Origin of the sequence: Streptomyces sp. NPDC002795, from assembly GCF_042888725.1 — a bacterium.
Lineage (GTDB): Bacteria > Actinomycetota > Actinomycetes > Streptomycetales > Streptomycetaceae > Streptomyces.
In genome coordinates this window covers 282,333-301,421 of sequence record NZ_JBIAQB010000009.1, presented here as the reverse complement: position 1 = coordinate 301,421, position 19,089 = coordinate 282,333, and the positions used below count along the sequence as shown (strand labels likewise).

The 19,089-nt window shown below is 71.2% G+C and carries 19 protein-coding genes; 10 read left to right on the top strand and 9 right to left on the bottom strand.

Annotated features, from left to right (window positions below):
• Positions 1-339 precede the first annotated feature (339 nt).
• Positions 340-1,071: a VIT1/CCC1 transporter family protein gene (locus ACFYWS_RS27605; protein WP_389280848.1), complete on the bottom strand. Its 732-nt coding sequence runs from the start codon at positions 1,069-1,071 to the stop codon at positions 340-342.
• 239 nt (positions 1,072-1,310) lie between these two features.
• Here ACFYWS_RS27605 and ACFYWS_RS27600 point away from each other — a divergent pair, with 239 nt between their 5' ends.
• The 10 genes from ACFYWS_RS27600 (at position 1,311) to ACFYWS_RS27555 (ending at position 13,003) form a co-directional block, all read left to right on the top strand.
• Positions 1,311-2,405: a LacI family DNA-binding transcriptional regulator gene (locus ACFYWS_RS27600; RefSeq protein ID WP_389280847.1), complete on the top strand. Its 1,095-nt coding sequence runs from the start codon at positions 1,311-1,313 to the stop codon at positions 2,403-2,405.
• 16 nt (positions 2,406-2,421) lie between these two features.
• Positions 2,422-3,390, top strand: a complete 969-nt coding sequence (locus ACFYWS_RS27595; RefSeq protein WP_389280845.1) for a carbohydrate ABC transporter permease — start codon at positions 2,422-2,424, stop codon at positions 3,388-3,390.
• A complete protein-coding gene (locus ACFYWS_RS27590; protein ID WP_389280844.1) occupies positions 3,387-4,235 on the top strand; it encodes a carbohydrate ABC transporter permease in 849 nt (282 codons plus the stop codon). The genes ACFYWS_RS27595 and ACFYWS_RS27590 overlap by 4 nt, the downstream gene beginning before the upstream one ends.
• Positions 4,235-5,542 carry an ABC transporter substrate-binding protein gene (locus tag ACFYWS_RS27585; protein WP_389280843.1) on the top strand — a complete coding sequence of 436 codons (1,308 nt, stop codon included), beginning with the start codon at positions 4,235-4,237 and terminating at the stop codon, positions 5,540-5,542. The genes ACFYWS_RS27590 and ACFYWS_RS27585 overlap by 1 nt, the downstream gene beginning before the upstream one ends.
• A gap of 53 nt (positions 5,543-5,595) precedes the next feature.
• Positions 5,596-6,696 carry an ADP-ribosylglycohydrolase family protein gene (locus tag ACFYWS_RS27580; protein ID WP_389280841.1) on the top strand — a complete coding sequence of 367 codons (1,101 nt, stop codon included), beginning with the start codon at positions 5,596-5,598 and terminating at the stop codon, positions 6,694-6,696.
• Between the two features lie 506 nt (positions 6,697-7,202).
• On the top strand, positions 7,203-8,396 hold the full coding sequence (locus ACFYWS_RS27575; RefSeq protein ID WP_389281061.1) for an ADP-ribosylglycohydrolase family protein: 1,194 nt from the start codon (positions 7,203-7,205) through the stop codon (positions 8,394-8,396).
• Positions 8,393-9,532, top strand: a complete 1,140-nt coding sequence (locus ACFYWS_RS27570) for an ADP-ribosylglycohydrolase family protein (RefSeq protein WP_389280839.1) — start codon at positions 8,393-8,395, stop codon at positions 9,530-9,532. Before ACFYWS_RS27575 ends, ACFYWS_RS27570 begins: the two co-directional genes overlap by 4 nt.
• Entirely contained in the window at positions 9,532-10,959 is a 1,428-nt protein-coding gene (locus tag ACFYWS_RS27565; protein WP_389280837.1) for an ADP-ribosylglycohydrolase family protein, read from the top strand. Before ACFYWS_RS27570 ends, ACFYWS_RS27565 begins: the two co-directional genes overlap by 1 nt.
• The gene (locus ACFYWS_RS27560) at positions 10,956-12,167 is read left to right on the top strand and encodes a CaiB/BaiF CoA transferase family protein (RefSeq protein WP_389280836.1); all 1,212 of its coding nucleotides are present in this window, start codon (positions 10,956-10,958) and stop codon (positions 12,165-12,167) included. Before ACFYWS_RS27565 ends, ACFYWS_RS27560 begins: the two co-directional genes overlap by 4 nt.
• Positions 12,164-13,003, top strand: a complete 840-nt coding sequence (locus tag ACFYWS_RS27555) for an HpcH/HpaI aldolase/citrate lyase family protein (RefSeq protein ID WP_389280834.1) — start codon at positions 12,164-12,166, stop codon at positions 13,001-13,003. Before ACFYWS_RS27560 ends, ACFYWS_RS27555 begins: the two co-directional genes overlap by 4 nt.
• A 62-nt stretch (positions 13,004-13,065) precedes the next feature.
• Here the strand turns inward: ACFYWS_RS27555 and lgt are convergent, their stop codons facing one another.
• The 8 genes from lgt to ACFYWS_RS27515 form a co-directional block, all read right to left on the bottom strand.
• On the bottom strand, positions 13,066-13,980 hold the full coding sequence (gene lgt, locus ACFYWS_RS27550) for a prolipoprotein diacylglyceryl transferase (RefSeq protein WP_389280832.1): 915 nt from the start codon (positions 13,978-13,980) through the stop codon (positions 13,066-13,068).
• A gap of 73 nt (positions 13,981-14,053) precedes the next feature.
• A complete protein-coding gene (locus ACFYWS_RS27545; protein WP_389280831.1) occupies positions 14,054-14,833 on the bottom strand; it encodes a DsbA family protein in 780 nt (259 codons plus the stop codon).
• 82 nt (positions 14,834-14,915) lie between these two features.
• Entirely contained in the window at positions 14,916-15,743 is an 828-nt protein-coding gene (trpA, locus tag ACFYWS_RS27540) for a tryptophan synthase subunit alpha (RefSeq protein WP_389280829.1), read from the bottom strand.
• Positions 15,740-16,987, bottom strand: coding sequence for a tryptophan synthase subunit beta (trpB, locus tag ACFYWS_RS27535; RefSeq protein WP_389280827.1), 1,248 nt, complete (start codon positions 16,985-16,987; stop codon positions 15,740-15,742). The genes trpA and trpB overlap by 4 nt, the downstream gene beginning before the upstream one ends.
• A 205-nt stretch (positions 16,988-17,192) precedes the next feature.
• Entirely contained in the window at positions 17,193-17,339 is a 147-nt protein-coding gene (trpM, locus tag ACFYWS_RS27530) for a tryptophan biosynthesis modulator TrpM (protein WP_389280826.1), read from the bottom strand.
• A 9-nt stretch (positions 17,340-17,348) separates the two neighbouring features.
• Positions 17,349-18,155 (bottom strand): indole-3-glycerol phosphate synthase TrpC, encoded by an 807-nt coding sequence (gene trpC, locus ACFYWS_RS27525; protein WP_389280824.1) that lies wholly within the window; start codon positions 18,153-18,155, stop codon positions 17,349-17,351.
• A gap of 125 nt (positions 18,156-18,280) precedes the next feature.
• Entirely contained in the window at positions 18,281-18,730 is a 450-nt protein-coding gene (locus ACFYWS_RS27520; protein ID WP_389280822.1) for a DUF2752 domain-containing protein, read from the bottom strand.
• Positions 18,731-18,824: 94 nt separating this feature from the next.
• A complete protein-coding gene (locus ACFYWS_RS27515; protein ID WP_389280821.1) occupies positions 18,825-19,076 on the bottom strand; it encodes an HGxxPAAW family protein in 252 nt (83 codons plus the stop codon).
• Positions 19,077-19,089 lie beyond the last annotated feature (13 nt).

The following is a 19,089-nucleotide window of genomic DNA, read 5'->3' as shown; positions in this document are numbered from 1 at the left end:
GGCTCTCCCGTCGTCGTCGTGGCAAGGTACATGCCGAGGGACGACGTTGGCCCTCTGCGGAGAAGTGCAGCTCAAAAAATTTCGTGCAGATTACATGATGGGTCGGTTCTCGGGAACCGGATACTGCGTTCCAACATGCGGACACCGCGGGTGGCGGCGGAAGAGGCCTCGCCGGGCAGATCGATGACCGAGGGCCGGGGTGGAGCCTGTGTGCGCCGCGGGCCTCATTGCCCTCAGCGCTTACGGCTCATGCCCCGTGGTCCAGTAATCGAAACCGCGCGGTAACGACTAGTTATGCAAGGCGCTGTATAGGCATCTTCGGGCCACGGCCGTGGCCCGTCAACCAGCAAAAGTCCCGAAGACGCTCCCCAGGAGATACGTCACACCCGCCGCGGCACCACCGAGCGCCAGCTGTCGCAGCCCGCTGAACCACCAGGAACGCGCCGTCACCTTGGCCACGACCGCCCCGCACGCGAAGAGCCCGATGAGCGCGAGCAGCACGGCGGGCCACAGCGCGCTCGCCCCGAGCAGATAGGGCAGCACCGGGATCAGGGCGCCGAGCGCGAACGACCCGAAGGACGAGACGGCGGCGACCATCGGCGAGGGAAGATCGCCGGGGTCGATGCCCAGCTCCTCGCGCGCATGTATCTCCAGGGCCTGCTCGGGGTCCCGCGACAGCTGCCTGGCCACCTCGTGCGCGAGCTGCGGCTCGACGCCGCGGGAGACGTACAGCTCGGCGAGCTCCTTCTGCTCGTCGGCCGGGTGCTTCCTCAACTCGCGGCGCTCGACGTCGAGTTCGGCCTCGACCAGCTCGCGCTGGGAGGCGACGGAGGTGTACTCGCCCGCGGCCATGGAGAAGGCTCCGGCGGCGAGGCCCGACAGGCCGGTGATGATGATCGTCTGCTGTGAGGCGGCGCCGCCCGCGACGCCGGCCATGAGCGCGAAGTTGGAGACGAGCCCGTCCATCGCACCGAAGACCGCGGGACGCAGCCAGCCACCGTTGACGTCACGGTGCGTGTGGTTGTCCCGGTGGGCGTCATGGAGCGCCGCCCCGGTCTCGATGATGGTCATGCTCGTGAACCCCGCTCCCCTGTGACTGCTGTTTCTACGGGTCCGAAAGTACGCGCGAAAAATCGACCCTGCCAGCAAGGAAGGCCGTACTTACCTGCGGTTTTGCGCCCTGCGCAACACGCTGACCTCCACCTTCCCGGACTCCCCCGTGAGGTGGATCACACGATCGGCGCGTTGACGGGCGGGAAACGAGGGCGCAACATCCGTAAACGTTTACAGAAGTGGGAAACGTTTACAGCGTGACGGTGAAGGGGGCAGGCACGGTGCCGAGGACCACGACGCAGGCGACGGCGGCGACCGGTGGCGGTCAGCCGACGATCATCTCCATCGCCGAGCGCGCGGGGGTCTCCATCGCGTCCGTCTCCCGCGTGCTGAACGGTCTCGGGGCCCGCCCCGCGACCGTCGAGAAGGTCGAGCGCGCCGCCGCCGAACTCGGCTATGTGCCCAACGCGGTGGCCCGCTCCCTCAAGGACGGCCGCACCCGCCAGCTCACCTTCGCGATGCCCGACATCGGCAACCCGGTCTACGTGGCGATGGTCCGCGCCATCCAGTCCGTCGCCAAGGCCGCCGGGTACCGCCTCCTCCTGCACTCCACGGACGCCGTCGCCGAGGACGAACTCGCCGTGCTCCGCAGCCTCGGCGACCGCACCAGTGACGGCCTCATCCTGTGCCCCATCCGCATCACGGACGCCCATGTGGACGCGCTGCGCTCGGCCTCGGGCCCGGTCGTCGTCATCGGCTCGCTGCCCAGCGGCGTCCCGGTCGACAGCGTGCGCGCCGACTCCGTCGAGGGCGTCACGCTCGCCGTGCGCCATCTGTACGAGACGGGCCGGCGCCGCATCGCCTTCGTCAACGGCCCCGCCGACACGGTCCCCGGGCGCAAGCGCGGCGAGGGCTTCCGCAAGGCCCTCGCGGACTGCGGACTCGCGTACGCCCCGGAGCTCGTCGTGCACACGGACTTCGGCATCGAGTCCGGGGCCGCGGCCGCCGAGTCGCTCCTCGACCTGAGGCCCGACGCGGTCTTCGGCGCCAACGACCAGCTGGCGCTCGGCGCCGCCCGCGCCCTGCACGCCCGTGGCCTGCGGATACCCGAGGACGTCGCGGTCGCGGGGATGGACGACAGCGTGCTCGCGCAGGCCGGCTGGCCCCCGCTGACCAGCGTCGACCTGGGCTCCACCGAGCGCGGACGGCGCGCGGCCGAACTGCTGCTGCACCGCCTGGACACACCGGAAGCACCCGGAAGCACCTCCGAGAACCCCACACCCCGCTCCACCACCGCCCCTCCCCGCCTCGTCGTCCGCGCCTCCACGGGCCGGGCGGCGACCGACAGTTGAGACATCGAGGATTCCCATGAGTCTCACCGCGCCACGGGACAACGCCGTCCCTGGTAGCCGCGGCACACCACCACCCCGTACGCCGGGTCAGCGCAAGCGGGCACTCGGCCTCGACCGGGGGGCGTGGTTCCTGCTGATGCCCGCGCTGATCCCGATTCTGATACTCAGCGTGGTGCCGCTCCTGTACGGCCTGTCGCTCGCGTTCACCGACTCGCAGGCGGGGCGGACCGCCCCCACGCAGTTCATCGGCCTGGACAACTTCCTCGATCTGCGCCACGACTCGCTGTTCTGGGAGTCGTTCCGGATCGGCCTGGTGTGGGCGGTGTCCGTGACGGCGCTGCAGTTCGTGCTCGGGCTCGGGCTCGCGCTGCTGCTCAACCAGAATCTGCGTTTCCGCTGGCTGGCCAGGACCCTTGCACTCGTCCCATGGGCGATGCCCGAGGTCGTCGTCGGCATCATGTGGCGGCTCGTCTACCACTCGGACGCGGGCATCCTGAACAAGACGCTGGGCCAGTTGGGCATCATCCACGAGAACGTCGACTGGCTCGCGGACCTGTCGTACGCGCTGCCCGCCGTGATCGTGGTGGGCGTGTGGGCGGGCATGCCGCAGACGACGGTGGTGCTCCTCGCCGGGCTGCAGAACGTGCCGATCGAACTGCGGGAGGCCGCGCAGCTGGACGGCGCGGGGATGTGGCGCCGTTTCACGGCCGTGACCTGGCCAGCCGTGAAGCCGGTGGTCATCGCCATCACGGCGCTCAACTTCATCTGGAACTTCAACTCCTTCGGCCTGGTCTACGTGCTGACGCAGGGCGGCCCCGGCGGCCAGACACGCCTGCCGATGCTGTTCGCGTACGAAGAGGCCTTCAAGTACGGGCAGTTCGGATACGCCGCCGCGATGGGCCTGGCGATGGTCGCGGTGATCGCGGTGCTGCTGACGCTGTTCCTCCGTAAGAAGCTGAAGGAAGACGTGGAGGCGGCCGCATGAGCGCGAGTACGACACTCCCCCGGGTCGCGGGCCGCGCAGGCCAGTACGTGGCGCTGCTCTGCTACATGGTCTTCCTGGCCTTCCCGTTCCTGTGGCTGATCTCGACGTCGTTCAAGTCCCCGCAGGAGCTGGGCGCGATCGACCCGAGCTGGCTGCCGCAGCATCCGAGCCTGGACAACTACCGTGCCGCGTTCGACGCGCAGCCGCTGCTCCGCTCGGCGCTCAACAGCCTGATCGTCGCGGTCAGCGCCTCCGTGATCTCGGTCGCGATCGCGGTCCCGGCCGCGTACGTCATGGTCCGGTACAGGACCCGCGTCAGTCAGGCGGGCACGGGCTGGATCCTGGTCAGCCAGATGTTCCCGTTCGTGCTGATCATCATTCCGCTGTTCCTGGTCCTGAAGAACCTGCGGATGATCGACAGCCTCCTCGGCCTGATCATCGTCTACGTCGTCTGGAACCTGCCCTTCTCGCTCTGGATGCTCCAGGGCTACGTGAAGTCGGTGCCGCGCTCCCTGGAGGAGGCCGCGGCGGTGGACGGCGCGAGCCGCCTGCGCACGCTGACCAGCGTGGTGCTTCCGCTCCTCGCGCCCGGCCTGGTGGCCACGCTGATGTTCAGCTTCGTGACCGCCTGGAACGAGTTCTTCTTCGCCCTCGTCCTCCTCAAGTCCCCGGAGAACCAGACGATGTCGGTCATCCTCACCCGCTTCCTCGGCGCCGAGGGCGTCGCGGACCTCGGGCCGCTCGCCGCGGCCTCGGTCCTCGCCACGATCCCCAGCCTCGTCTTCTTCTCGCTGCTCCAGCGGCGTCTCGTCGGCGGCATGATGAGCGGGGCGGTGAAGGGCTGATGCGCAGGATCCTCGCGGCGGCCGCCGCCTCCCTCTCGCTCGCCCTGGTCGCCGGCTGCTCCGGCTCGGACTCCGATTCGGCGAACGGCACGGTCACCCTCGAATTCCTCAGCCTCGCCTGGCAGAAGGAGTCCATCGAGGCGAACAAGGCCCTCGTCGAGAAGTGGAACGACACCCACTCCAAGGTCAAGGTCAAGTACGTCCAGGGCGTCTGGGACAGCATCCACGACCAGATGCTGACCTCCTTCGAGGGCGGCAAGGCGCCGGACATCTTCCACGACGACGCCTCCGACCTCACCGACTTCGGGCACGGCGGCTACCTCGCCGACCTGAGCCCCTACCTGCCGAAGTCACTGCGCGCGGACATCCCGAAGGCGTCCTGGGCCACGACGACGTACGGAAAGAAGATCTACGGCATCCCGTTCCTCCAGGAGCCGCGCGTACTCGTCGTGAACAAGAAGCTCCTGAAGCAGTCGGGCGTACGCACGCCGACCGTCCAACACCCTTGGTCCTGGGCCGAGTTCGAGCGCGCGAGCAAGAAGCTCACGCGTGACGGGAACCGGGACGGCAAGCCCGAGCGGTACGGCGTCGCCTGGTCGATGAAGGAGCCGGTCACCCAGTCCGTGAACCTCGCCCGGTCCACCGACGGCAAGATCTTCTACAAGGACGGGGAGGGCAAGAACGAGATCCGCTACGACGCCGCCGACTCGGCCGTCGCGCGGCTGATCAACCGGCAGGTCAACAAGGCACACACCGCACCCAAGTCGGCGCTCGGCATGGCCGGCTCGGACACGCTGCCCGGCTTCTTCGCCGGCAAGTACGCGATGCTGCCGCTCAACTTCTCGTTCCGGCAGCAGGTCCAGCAGCAGGCCCCCAAGGGCTTCGACTGGGCCGTCCTGCCGATGCCCGAGGGCTCGGGCGGACTGGCCCAGGGCGTCGCCCCGCAGACCCTGTCCGTCTCCGAGGACAGCAAGCACAAGAAGGCGGCGGCCCAGTTCATCGCCTACCTCACACGGGCCGACCACCAGGTCCAACTGGCGCGCGGCGACTGGCTGTTGCCCACCAGCCGCGAGGCGCTCAAGGACCCGTCCCTGACCACCGAGAAGTACGGCTGGAAGACGGGCTCCGACCTGGCCGCCTCGCTGCGCCCGTCCCCGGTGCTCGGGGTGCGGGGCTACGCCGAATGGAAGGACAAGATCGCCACGCCGGCCTTCCAGGAGTTCTACAACGGCGCGTTCGGCGTAACAGAGCTGCGCAAGCGCCTGGCCGACGACGGCAATCTGATTCTGGACCGCTACCAACGCTGAGCCGCCCCACCGCGTACGACCAGCACAACCCCAGAGATGAGCACGAACACACCATGAGCGTCAGCGTCGAACCGGACCCTCCCTCGGGAGGGCCGGCACAGCCACGCAGACTCCGTACCGTCCCGCACCCTCCCCCCGCGGCCGCGATCTCCCTGCGGGACCGCGCCCGCGGGGCGCTCCTCGGACTCGCCGTCGGGGACGCGCTCGGCGCGCCCGCGGAGAACATGAAGCCGTCCCAGATCCGTGAACGCTGGGGCCGCATCGAAGGCTTCGTCTCCGCCGACCCGGCGGGCACGGACGACACCGAGTACGCGATCTTCTCGGGCCTCCTCCTCGCCGAGCACGGCGCGGGCCTCACCATCGGGCACGTCGAGCGGGCCTGGCACACGTGGATCGCCGACCGCGACGAGGGCCCCTTCAAGGGTGCCGGTTTCAGCGAACGCGGCACCCTCGAGAACCTCCGCCGGGGCCTCGCCGCCCCCATCTCCGCCCAGCACCGGCACGCCTGGAGCGACGGCCTCGCGATGCGCGCGGCGCCCTTCGGGGTGTACGCGGCGGGCCGCCCGGCGGAGGCGGCCCGCCTGGTGTCGATCGACGGCACGGTGTCGCACGACGGGGAAGGCATCCACGGCGGCCGGGCGGTCGCGGCGGGGGTCGCGGCGGCCATGGTCAGCCACAGCCCGGACGCGGTGGTCCAGGCGGCGCTCTCCGTCGTCCCCGAGGACTCGTGGACGGCGCGCTCCCTGCACCGCGCGGTCTCGGCGGCGCGCAGGGCCCGCCGCGACCCCGACGGCACGCAGTTGTCGATGGAGCGGGCGGTCCGCAAGGCCGTCGTCATCGGCGGCTACCCGTGGACGGACCTGGCCCCCGAGGCGGTCGGCCTCGCCTTCGGCGCGTTCGCGGTGGCCCGCGGCGACTTCCGCGAATCGGTCCTCACGGCGGTCAACATGGGCCGTGACGCGGACACGACGGCGGCGGTGGCGGGCGCGCTTGCCGGTGCCCTCGGCGGAGCGTCCGCGATCCCCCCGGCGTGGTCATCAGCCATCGGCCCGGTCCGGGGCAGCTGCCTCCCGTCGATGGCGGGCCGCCACGTCCTGGACGTGGCCGACCGCCTCTCACCTCCGCCGCCGGACCGGACGGGGGCGGTGGCATGAGCTCCGACCACGCCACGGGGCTCCGCCCCGAACCCCACGCCTCAAACGCCGTCGAGGCTGAATTCGCCGCTCCGGGCCACGCCATGGAAGCCCCCACGCCACACCCAAACGCAAGCCCGGCCACTCAAGCCCCGCCGGCACCCTCAAGCGCAGGCCCGGACACTCAAGCCCCCGCCGCACACTCAAACGCAAGCCCCGACACCCAAGCCCCCGCGCCACACCCAAACGCAAACCCCGACACTCAAGCCCCGCCGGCACACTCAAACGCAAGCCCGGACACTCAAGCCCCCGCCGCACACTCAAACGCAAGCCCCGACACCCAAGGCCCCGCGACACACTCAAACGCAAGCCCCGACACTCAAGCCCCCGCGGCACACTCAAGCGCAGGTCCGGACATTCAAGCCCCGCCGGCTCACTCAAACGCAAGCCCCGACACCCAAGCCCCCGCCGCACACTCAAACGCAGGCCCGGACAATCAAGCCCCTGCGGCGATTGAGCAGCGGGGTCTGGGGCAGAGCCCCAGGGGCGCGACCACAGCCGCCGCCACGAACATCAACCGCGTCGAAGGCCTGCTCCTGGGAATCGCCGCAGGGGACGCCGCCGGCTGGCCGTCGGGACGACACCGCGCGGCACGCCTCCCGGACTGGACCCGCCGCCTCACCCGCGAACTGGACACCTTCGCGGAGCAGAACGCCACCACCACCCTCCCCGTCCCCATCGCCCTGAACCAACCCCCGGAACCCCTCCGCCTGGGCCCGTCGGACGACGCCGAATGGGCCGCGTTCACCGCGTTCGCCGTCCTCGCCGCCCACGCCGACGGCCTCGGCGACCTCCCACCCGACCACCGCGTCCGCTCCTCCCTCTCCCTCGCCTGGAACACCCTCGCCGACGAGATCGCCGCGGCAGCGGCCCGCGCCGACGAGATCGAATCCGCCGACATCCCCCTGCGCGCCCGCATCTCGGTCCGCGCCGGCCTCGGCAACCTGGCGGCGGGCCTGCGCCCACCCGCCACGGGCCACGACAACCCGCACTACTTCGACGACGCGGCCTGCGTCCGCGCCGCGGTCCTCGCGGCCGTCCACCCCGGCGAGCCCGAACTCGCCGCGGAACTCGCCGAGTTCGACGCCCGTTACACCCAGGACGGCGACGGCGTGCACGGCGCCCGCGCGATGGCCGCGGCCGTCGCGACCGCGCTCGGCGGCGCCGACGTCGACGCCTGCGTGGACGCCGCGCTCGCCCAGCTCCCGGCCGGCACCGAGATCCACCGCAACGCCCACAGAGCCGTGGAACTCGGCCGCGCCGCGGCGGCCGCCCGCCCGGGACAACCCGGCAACGCGTTCGCGCTGGTCCCCGTCCTGGAACACGAGATCGTCGACCACGTCTACAGCTACGGCATCGCGGCGGCCGAGACCGTCCCCGTCGCGCTCGCCATAGCCACGGCCGCCGGGGGGTCGGTCACCGAGGCCGTGCCCACCGCGGCCTGTCTGTCCCGCGTCGCGGACTCGGCGCCCGCCCTGACCGGCGCCCTGACCGGCGCGATCGGCGGCGCGGAGGCGCTGCCGCACACCTGGCGGGACGCCTGCGACATCCTCGCGGGCTGCGCGCTGCCGCAACTCGCGGGAACCGCACTGACGACCCTGGCCGGCCGCCTCGCCCGCGCCACCTCGAACTCCCTTGCAGCGGAAGGAACTTCACCATGAGCTTGGAAGACCGCACCACCGGCGCCCTGGTCGGCGCGGCCGTGGGCGACGCGCTCGGCGGCCCGGTCGAGGGCTGGACACCGGAGGCCATCGCGGAGCGGCACGGCGGCCGGGTGCGCGGCATCGTGGAGCCGTTCTACAAGGACGACTGGAGGACGGCGCGGCCCATCGCCCCGTACCACAAGGGCGACGGCCACGTAACGGACGACACCCTCATGACCCACGCCCTGATCCGGGTCTACGAGAAGGTCCGCGACCACCTCGACGCGTACGCGGTCGCCGACCACCTGGTCCCCGACCTGATGACAACTCCCCGCTGGATCCCGGAACTCGAGGCGGAGGCCCTCCCCCTCCAGCGGATCTTCCTCGCCGAGAAGTGGATCGTGGCCCGGATCCACTACGGTCACATCGACCCGCGCGAGGCGGGCGTCGGCAACATCGTGAACTGCGGCGCGGCGATGTACATGGCCCCGGTCGGCGCGGTCAACGCGGGCAACCCGCTGAAGGCGTACGAAGAGGCTCTCGACGTCGCGGGCGCCCACCAGTCCTCGTACGGCCGGGAGGCGGCGGGAGTCTTCGCGGCGGCGGTCGCGGCGGCGTACAAGCCGGGCGCGACGCCCGAGTCGGTGGTCGAGGACGCTCTCGCCCTCGCCAAGGACGGCACGCGGTCGGCGATCGAGGCGGTCTGCGAAGTGGCGTCCCGCTACGACGACTTCGAGGACGCGCTGAAGCCGTTGCGCGAGGCGGTCACCCCCTTCGACACGGTCGGCCCCGAGTACCGCAAGCCGTCGCTCGGCGCCCGCCGCCCGTCCCGCCTGCACGCCATCGAGGAACTCCCGGTCGCCCTCGGCATGCTCCTGGTCGGCCGCGGCGACTTCCGGCACACCGTGCTCGGTTCGGTCAACTACGGCCGCGACTGCGACTCGATCGCCACGATGAGCGGGGCGATCGTCGGCGCGCTGTACGGGGAGGGGGCCGTGCCCAAGGAGTGGAGCGCCGAGATCGCCCGGGCCAGCAAGCTGGACCTGCACGGCCCGGCGGCCTCCCTCGCGCGGATCACACGCGAGGTGCACGCGAAGGACCTGGACCGGCGCCGCGCCCACGAAGCCGCGTTCGCGGCGGTGACGGGGCTGTGATGCTCCGTCTGACCTGGGTACAGCCCGAGGACCTGCTCGGCCACGAACTGCGCCAGGCGGCGCAGGACGGCCGGGACGCGTCCGCGATCGCGTCCCGCTGGGTGGCGGCGGGCGGCCACCTGGCGCCTGACCGGGCGGGAGCGTCTGCCGTCCCGGTGTCACCCGAACTGCGTTCCCTGGCCGAGCACTTGCTCGACGAACTCGCGGCGCTCACCTCACCGCTGCCGGAACCGACGGACCTGGCGGCGATCGAATCCGCGACGAAGAACTCTCCCCCGCCCGGGCCTGCTCATATCAAGCCCCTCCGGCGTTTGAGGAGCGGGGGTCCGGGGGCGGAGCCCCCGGTTTCGGGAAGGGGCGGGGCGGGGGATGAGAACGCCCCGCTCGACCGACTGCACGCCGCCTGGCTCGGCCGAGCCATCGGCTGCCTCCTCGGCAAACCCGTCGAGAAGCTGCCCCTCGAAGGCATCCGAGCCATCGCCCGCTCCACCGGAAACTGGCCACTGAACGGCTGGTTCACGGAAGCCGGACTGGACCCGGAGATCGCCACCCGCTACCCCTGGAACCGCCGCAGCGCCCCCACCTCCCTCGCCGAGAACATCGACGGCATGCCCGAGGACGACGACCTCAACTACCCCCTCCTCGCCCTGCTGTTGATCCAGCGCCACGGCCCCGACTTCACCACGTCCGACGTCGCCAAGCTCTGGCTCGACGAACTCCCCGCGGGCCGCACCTTCACCGCCGAACGCATCGCCTACCGCAACCTCCTCACCGGCCTCGAACCCCCGCACACGGCGACGTACCGCAACCCCTTCCGCGAATGGATCGGCGCCCAGATCCGCGCCGACGTCTTCGGCTGGATCAACCCGGGCGACCCGGCCCGCGCGGCCCGTCTCGCCCACCGAGACGCCGTTCTCACGCACACCGCGAACGGCGTGTACGGCGCGATGTTCACGGCCGCCACCATCGCCACCGCCGCCTCGGGCACCGCGGACGTACACACGGCACTCGACACCGGCCTCGCCGTCGTACCACCGCACTCGCGCTACGCGCGGGCCGTGCGCCGAGGCATCGAACTGGCCGGACGACACCAGGACTTCGACACCGTCGTCGACGAGCTGCACGCCGCCTACGCCGACCACCACTGGGTCCACGTCCTGCCCAACGCCGCCCTCCTCTCCGCCGCTCTCACCCACGCCGACGGTGACTTCGAGGGCTCCATCTGCCGCGCGGTGAGCGGCGGCTGGGACACCGACTCCAACGGCGCGACCGCCGGCTCGATCGCCGGCCTGCTCGCCGGCCACCCCGACGCGCTCGGCGACCGCTGGACCGCCCCGCTGAAGAACCGGCTCGCCACCACGGTCGCCGGCTTCGACGGCATCGGCTTCGACGAACTGGCCCGGCTCACCCTGGAGGCCCGCACATGACGAACCCTCAACAAGACATGCCCAAGGGCCCGTTGACCGGGCTTCGCGTCCTCGATCTCGCCACCCTCTTCGCCGGACCGATCTGCGCCACCATGCTCGGCGACTTCGGCGCCGAGGTCATCAAGATCGAGCACCCCCGCAGGCCCGACCCCTCCCGCGGCCACGGCCCGTCCAAGGACGGCGTCGGCCTCTGGTGGAAGACCCTCGGCCGCAACAAGAAGAACCTCACCCTCGACCTGTCCTCGCCCGGCGGCCGCGAGATCCTCCTCAAGCTGGCGGCGGAATCGGACGTCGTCATCGAGAACTTCCGGCCCGGCACCCTGGAGAAGTGGCACCTCGGCTGGGACGAGCTGAGCGCCGCCAATCCGCGCCTGGTCCTCGCCCGCGTCACCGGCTTCGGCCAGTTCGGCCCGTACGCGCGCCGGCCCGGATTCGGCACGCTCGCGGAGGCGATGAGCGGCTTCGCCGCGATCACCGGCCAGCCGGACGGCCCGCCGACGCTCCCCCCGTTCGGCCTCGCCGACTCCATCACCGCGCTCGCCACCTCGTACGCGATCATGGCGGCGCTGCGCGGGCGTGACACGACGGGCCGCGGCCAGGTGATCGACATGGCGATCATCGAGCCGATGCTGTCGATCCTCGGCCCGCAGGCCACCTGGTACGACCAGCTCGGCTACGTCCAGCCGCGCACCGGCAACCGCTCGACGAACAACGCCCCCCGCAACACGTACCGCACGAGCGACGAGAAGTGGGTCGCGGTGTCGACGTCCGCGCAGTCGATCGCGGAGCGCGTGATGCACCTGGTCGGGCGGCCCGAGTTCATCGACGAGGAATGGTTCGCGACGGGCTCGGGCCGCGCGCGGCACGCCGACGAACTCGACGAGGCGGTCGGCGGCTGGATCGCCGCGCACACCCGCGACGAGGTGGTCGCGGCCTTCGAGAAGGCGGAGGCCGCCATCGCCCCGGTCTACGACATCCGCGACGTCCTGGCCGACGAGCAGTACCAGGCCCTCGACACGATCACGGAACTCCCCGACCCGGACCTCGGCACGGTCAAGATGCAGAACGTCCTCTTCCGCCTCTCCGAGACCCCCGGCGCCATCCAGTGGACGGGCCGCCCGCACGGTTCGGACACCGAGGAGATCCTGGACGGCCTCGGCCTGTCGGAGGCGGACATCGTGTCCCTGCGGGAGGCTGGTGCGGTATGAGCGCTCGGCTGGAAAAGACGTTCCTGACCTGGCTGTACGTGCCCGGGGACCGCCCCGATGTCGTCGCCAAGGCGCTCGGCTCGGGCGCCGACGTGGTCCTGGTCGACCTGGAGGACGCGGTCGCCCCCGACCGCAAGGCGTACGCGCTCGACGCCACCGTCGAACTCCTCGCGGACAAGCACAAGACGCCGGTGCACGTCCGCGTCAACGCGCTGGACGGGCCGCTCGCCGAGCAGGAGGTACACCGCCTCACCCCGCTCCCCGGCCTCGACGCGCTGCGCCTGCCGAAGGTGAGCGGCCCCGCGGACCTGACCCGCCTCCAGGACTGGGCGCTCGAAGTGCCGCCCCTGTACGCCCTGTTGGAGTCGGCGACGGGCGTCGAGCACGCCTACGACATCGCCGCGCACCCCTGTGTGCACGGCATCGCGCTCGGCGAGGCGGATCTGCGCGCCGACCTCGGCATCACGGACGGTGCGGGCCTCGCATGGGTGCGCGGCCGGGCGGTCGTCGCGGCGCGCGCGGCCCGGCTGCCGCCACCGCCGCAGTCCGTCTACCCGGACGTCCGCGACACGGCGGGTCTGGCCCGCTCCTGCGCCGAGGGCCGCGCCCTGGGCTTCCTCGGCCGCACCGCGATCCACCCCCGCCAGCTCCCGGTGATCGAGGAGGCCTTCCGCCCCACGGAGGCGGAGGTGGCGGCGGCGCAGGAGATCGTCTGCGCGGCGGCCACGGAGGCGGGCGCCCTGGCCCTCCCGGACGGCCGGTTCGTCGACGCGGCGGTGGTGGCGGCCGCACACAGGACGCTGCGGCTGGCCGGGGCGGGTTCGTCCGGCGCCTGAGGATGCGAAAGGGCGCCGAACCAACCGGTCCGGCGCCCCCATGGACGTACAGGCGAAGACCGTCAGGTCTTCTTCGCCTCGCTCTTCTCGCTCTTCTCACTCTTCGAAAGGCCGGCGTCGTCCTCGACGTCACCGTCGCCCTCGTCCGCCGAACCGTCGGAGACTCCCGGTTCGACGGTCTCTTCGCGTCCGGGCCGCTTCCGCGCCGACACCACCATGTAGATCACGGCGAGCAGGAAGACACCCAGCGCCGTCCAGCAGTTGAGCCGCAGGCCGAGGATGTGGTGCGCGTCGTCCACGCGCATGTACTCGATCCAGAACCGGCCCACGCAGTACGACGCGACGTACAGCGCGAAGGCCCGCCCGTGTCCGAGCTTGAACTTCCGGTCGGCCCAGATGACGAGCAGCGCGACGCCGATGCACCACAGCGACTCGTACAGGAACGTGGGGTGGTAGGTGCCCGGCACCCGCCCGTCCGTGTCCGAGGTGATCTTGAGCGCCCACGGCACATCGGTGGCCCGGCCGTACAGCTCCTGGTTGAACCAGTTGCCCCAGCGGCCGATGGCCTGGGCGAGGGCGATGCCGGGGGCGATCGCGTCGGCGTAGGCCGGCAGCGGGACGCCGCGGCGGCGGGCCCCGATCCAGGCGCCGACCGCGCCGAGCGCGATGGCGCCCCAGATACCGAGGCCGCCCTCCCAGACCTTGAAGGCGTCCACCCAGTCACGGCCCTCGCTGAAGTACAGCTGGTAGTCCGTGATCACGTGGTAGAGGCGACCGCCGACCAGGCCGAAGGGCACCGCCCACACGGCGATGTCGGCGACCGTGCCGGACCGCCCGCCGCGGGCGATCCAGCGCCGGTTTCCGAGCCAGACGGCCACGAAGACGCCGATGATGATGCAGAACGCGTAGCCGCGCAGCGGGATCGGGCCGAGATAGACGACCCCGCTGGACGGGCTGGGAATGAAGGCAAGTTCCATGGCAGGTCCGACGCTACCGTGCCGGGCCGCGGGCACGGCGGGCAGCCCGGCAACGGCTGCGTAACGGCTCCGACTACTTGTTCGCCTCCTCGACCATCTTCTTGAACTTGGCCGGGGTCAGGCTCTGGTCGCTCAGGATGTCCTCGCCGTTGAGCCGGACCGTCGGGGTGCCGGAGTGCTTCGCGTCCTGGAACGCCTTGTACGACTTCTTCACCCAGCTGTCGTGCGTGCCCTTGTTCACACACGACTTGAACGTTCCTGTGTCGAGGCCGCCGACCTTTCCGGCGAGCTCGATGAGCTTGTCGTTCTTCGCGAAGGCGTCATCCGTTTCCGCCGGCTGGTTCTCGAACAGCACGTCGTGATAGTCGCGGAACTTGCCCGCGGTCTGCGAGCACGCCGCCGCGTTCGCCGCGCGCAGGGAGCCGCTGCCCTGCATGTTCGCGTCGATCAGCGTGACGAGGTGGTACTGCACCCGGAGCTCACCGGCGTCGGCGAGTTCGTGGATCGTCGAGCGGTAGGTGTCCTCGAAGGTCTTGCAGGCGGGGCAGCGGAAGTCCTCCCAGATCTCCAGGGTCGACTTCGCGCTCGCCTTGCCGACGGGGATCGCCAAATCGTCCTTGCCGTCGGCGCCCTTCGGCGCGACCACGGGTCCCGACGCCGCGTCGCCGCCGGAACTGTCGTCGCCCGAATTCGCGGCGACCACCCCGATCACCGCGGCCAGGCCGAGGACACACACGACGGTCGCACCCACGATCAATGTCCTGCGCCGCTTCTCAGCGGTCTTCTGCTTCTGGCGCTCGGCGGCAAGGCGTTCGCGGGCCGCGCGCTTTCCCTCTCGGTTCTTCTCGCTCACACCAGCGCCAACGAACCGGGAAGGCACGAGCGTGCCTTCCCGGTCCGGTTTCCATCCGTATGGGTGACGTAACTCCCTGTTACTACGGGGTGGTTGCTGCGCCGTCCCTTACGCCCGCGGCGAGTTCACCGGCGAGGGCGCGCACCGCTTCGAGCCCGGCCTTCTCGTCCGGGGCGTCCAGCATCCGCTTCACGAACGCCGAGCCGACGATGACCCCGTCCGCGAAGCCGGCGACCTCCTTGGCCTGCGCCGCGTTGGAGACGCCGAGGCCCACGCAGACCGGGAGGTCCGTCGTGGCCTTGGTGCGCTCGACGAGCTCCTTGGCCTGGTTGCCGACGGACACGCGGGTGCCGGTGACGCCCATCAGGGACGCCGCGTACACGAAGCCCGAACCGGCCGCCGTGATGGTGGCCAGGCGCTCGTCCTTGCTGCTGGGCGCGACGACGAAGACGGTCGCGAGACCGTGCTTGTCCGCGTGCTCGCGCCACAGCGCCGACTCCTGCACCGGCAGGTCGGGGAGGATGCAGCCCGCGCCGCCCGCCTCGGCGAGTTCTGCGGTGAACCGCTCGATGCCGTAGCGGTCGATGGGGTTCCAGTACGTCATGACGAGGACCGGCTTGCCGGTGGCCTCGTGCGCCTCGCGGACGGTGCGCATGACGTCCTTGATCTTCAGGCCGCCGCGCAGCGCGATGTCGTCGGCGGTCTGGATGACCGGGCCGTCGAGCACCGGGTCGGAGTGCGGCAGGCCCACCTCGACCACGTCCGCGCCGCCGTCGAAGGCGGCCTTGATCGCCTCGATGCCGCCGTCGACGGTCGGGAAACCGGCGGGCAGGTAGGCGATGAGGGCGGAGCGGCCCTCGGCCCTGGCGCCGGCGAGGGTGTCGTTCAACAGCTCGATGTTCCCGCTCACTTGGAGCCCTCCTCGTCGGAGCCGTCGTACAGGCCGAAGTAGCGCGCGGCCGTGTCCATGTCCTTGTCGCCGCGCCCGGACAGGTTGACGATGATCAGCCCGTCCTTGCCCAGCTCCTTGCCGACCTCCAGCGCGCCCGCGAGCGCGTGCGCCGACTCGATGGCCGGGATGATGCCCTCGGTCTGCGACAGCAGGCGCAGGGACTGCATCGCGGCGTCGTCGGTGACCGCGCGGTACTCGCCGCGGCCCGAGTCCTTGAGGTAGGCGTGCTCGGGGCCGATGCCCGGGTAGTCCAGGCCCGCCGAGATCGAGTACGGCTCGGTGATCTGGCCCTCCTCGTCCTGGAGGACGTAGGAGCGGGAGCCGTGCAGGATGCCGGGCTCGCCCGCGCTGAGCGTCGCCGCGTGCTCGCCGGTCTCGATGCCGTGTCCGGCCGGCTCGCAGCCGATCAGGCGGACGTCGGCGTCCGGGATGAAGGCGTGGAACAGGCCGATGGCGTTGGAGCCGCCGCCGACGCAGGCGATCGCGGCGTCGGGCAGCCGGCCGACGCGCTCCAGGATCTGGCGGCGGGCCTCGACGCCGATGACCCGGTGGAAGTCGCGGACCATCGCGGGGAAGGGGTGCGGGCCCGCGACCGTGCCGAACAGGTAGTGCGTGTCGTCGACGTTGGCGACCCAGTCGCGGAACGCCTCGTTGATGGCGTCCTTGAGGGTGCGGGAGCCGGACTTCACGGCCTCGACCTCGGCGCCGAGCATCCGCATCCGGGCCACGTTCAGGGCCTGACGCTCGGTGTCGATCTCGCCCATGTAGATCTTGCACTCAAGGCCGAGCAGCGCGCAGGCGGTGGCCGTCGCGACGCCGTGCTGGCCCGCGCCGGTCTCGGCGATGACGCGAATCTTGCCCATGCGCTTGGTGAGCAGGGCCTGGCCGAGCACGTTGTTGATCTTGTGCGAGCCGGTGTGGTTCAGGTCCTCGCGCTTGAGGAAGACGCGGGCGCCACCGGCGTGCTCGGCGAACCGGGGCACCTCGGTGAGGGCCGACGGGCGGCCGGTGTAGTTGACCAGGAGGTCGTCGAGCTCGGCGGCGAAGGCCGGGTCGTTCTTGGCCTTGTCGTACTCGACCGCGACCTCGTCCACGGCGGCGACCAGCGCCTCCGGGATGAACTTGCCGCCGAACGCGCCGAAGTAGCCCTCGGCGCTGGGGATGTGACCCTCGGGGTCAGGAATGAAGTACTCGCTGGGCATGCGTAACCCTCACGGTGAGTTGGGTGCTGACTGATCGCCGTGGGGGCGTGGGTGGTCGCTGTCAGGCACGGTCCCGCGCCCCTTGATGGGGCAAAGGTACGTACTCGAACGCGGGCGACGGTGCTGCTCGCGCCCGCGCGGCGGTGACCGCCTGTGTGGTGGCCGCCTGTCAGGTGGATCCCGCGCCCCGAGGTCCGAGAAGGACCTACAGGGCGCCTCGCCATCGCATGCCGTTGATCTGGCCGGGTTCCGCGCCGATGTGGTAGCGGACCCGGCGGCCCCGCACACGCCTCGCCGGCGCGCGGCAGCCGCGGGGGCGGCAACCGGGAGCGAGGCGGGAGGCGATGGGCATGGGGTGAGTTTACCGTCCGTGCCGCAGGGCGGGGTGGGCTCCGGCGGCGACGAGGTCGGCGACGGCGGACTTCGGGTCGCGGCCGGTCACCAGGGACTCGCCGACGAGGACGGCGTCCGCGCCCGCGTTGGCGTACGCGATCAGGTCGTGCGGGCCGCGCACGCCGGACTCGGCCACCTTGACGATGTGGTCCGGGATGTCCGGGGCGACGCGCTCGAAGGTGCCGCGGTCGACCGAAAGGTCCTTGAGGTTGCGGGTGTTGATGCCGATGATCTTCGCTCCGGCGTCGATCGCGCGCTCCACCTCGTCCTCGTCGTGCGCCTCGACGAGCGGCGTGAGGCCCATGGACTCCGCGCGCTCGATGAGGGACTCCAGGGCGGGCTGCTCCAGGGCCGCGACGATCAGCAGCGCGAGGTCGGCGCCGTACGCGCGGGCCTCCCACAGCTGGTACGACGTGACGATGAAGTCCTTGCGCAGGATCGGGATGTCGACCTTGGCGCGGACGGCCTCCAGGTCGGCGAGCGAGCCGCCGAAGCGGCGCTGCTCGGTGAGGACGGAGATGACGGCCGCGCCGCCCGCCTCGTAGTCCGCTGCGAGGGCGGCCGGGTCGGCGATCGCGGCGAGCGCGCCCTTGGAGGGGCTGGACCGCTTGACCTCGCAGATCACCTTGACGCCGTCACCCTTGAGCGCGGCCACCCCGTCCTTGGCCGGGCGAGCCTTCGCCGCGCGCTCCTTGAGCTCGTCGAGGCTGACGCGCGCCTGCCGCTCCGCAAGGTCGGCACGGACTCCGTCGATGATCTCGTCGAGCACACTCACGCGAGCGGACTCCTTTCCGGGCATCCCCTGGGTGTTCATCTGGTCCTTGTGAATGGTATCCGTCGAAGGCCGAAGGTCCCGCATCCGGTTGACGCCGGTCCCACTACCTGGACAAACGCAGTTGATCAAGGGCTTAGGAAGCCACCGAACGGCAGGTTCCGGACAACGGTGAAGGCGAGTACGACCCCACCGAGGATCCACAGCTGTACGCGGCCGAGCGCGAGGCTCACCGCTCTGCCACGGGCAGCCCGCACCACCCACACCGTCCAGACCACGGCGAACAGCGCGTAGCCGACGACGGCGAGGGCATTGGCCCCGAACGCGCCCGCGAGGTCCCCGTGCGCGACCGCGTGGGCACTGCGCAGCCCGCCGCACCCGGGGCAGAAGGCGCCGGTGAGCTGGAGGAACGGGCAGCCCGGGTAGTGGCCGGGCTCATTGGGGTCGACGGCGCCCACGTAGCCGAAGGCCAGGGCGACTCCGCCGAGCACGCCGAGCGGGACGGCGAGCCGGCGCAGGGCGCTGAAGCGGGCGGGGGCGGTGTCGGTCGTCTCCACGGTCACCCGTGAATTCTGCATCCGCGGGGCCGGGACCGCTCCCCGGGAAACGCGAAAGGGGCGGGGCAGCCGGTCGGTCGGCCGCTCCACCCCTTCCGCGGGTATGTGCGAGGGCTCAGGCCCCCGAGCTCGCGGGCTGCGCCGCCCCGGTGGACTTGAGCTGCAGCTCGGCACGCCTCGGCTTGCCCATGCCCATGGCGCTCATCACGCCGCCGACGATCGGGGCGATGACGAGCAGAGCCATCCCGACCCAGAAGCCGACCGGCTGCACCATCACCATGAAGGCGCCCGCGACACAGAAACCAATGAAGGCGATGATGACACCGGTCCAGGCGGCCGGGGTGTGTCCGTGGCTGCTGTCCGCCATGGCTTGCTCCTCG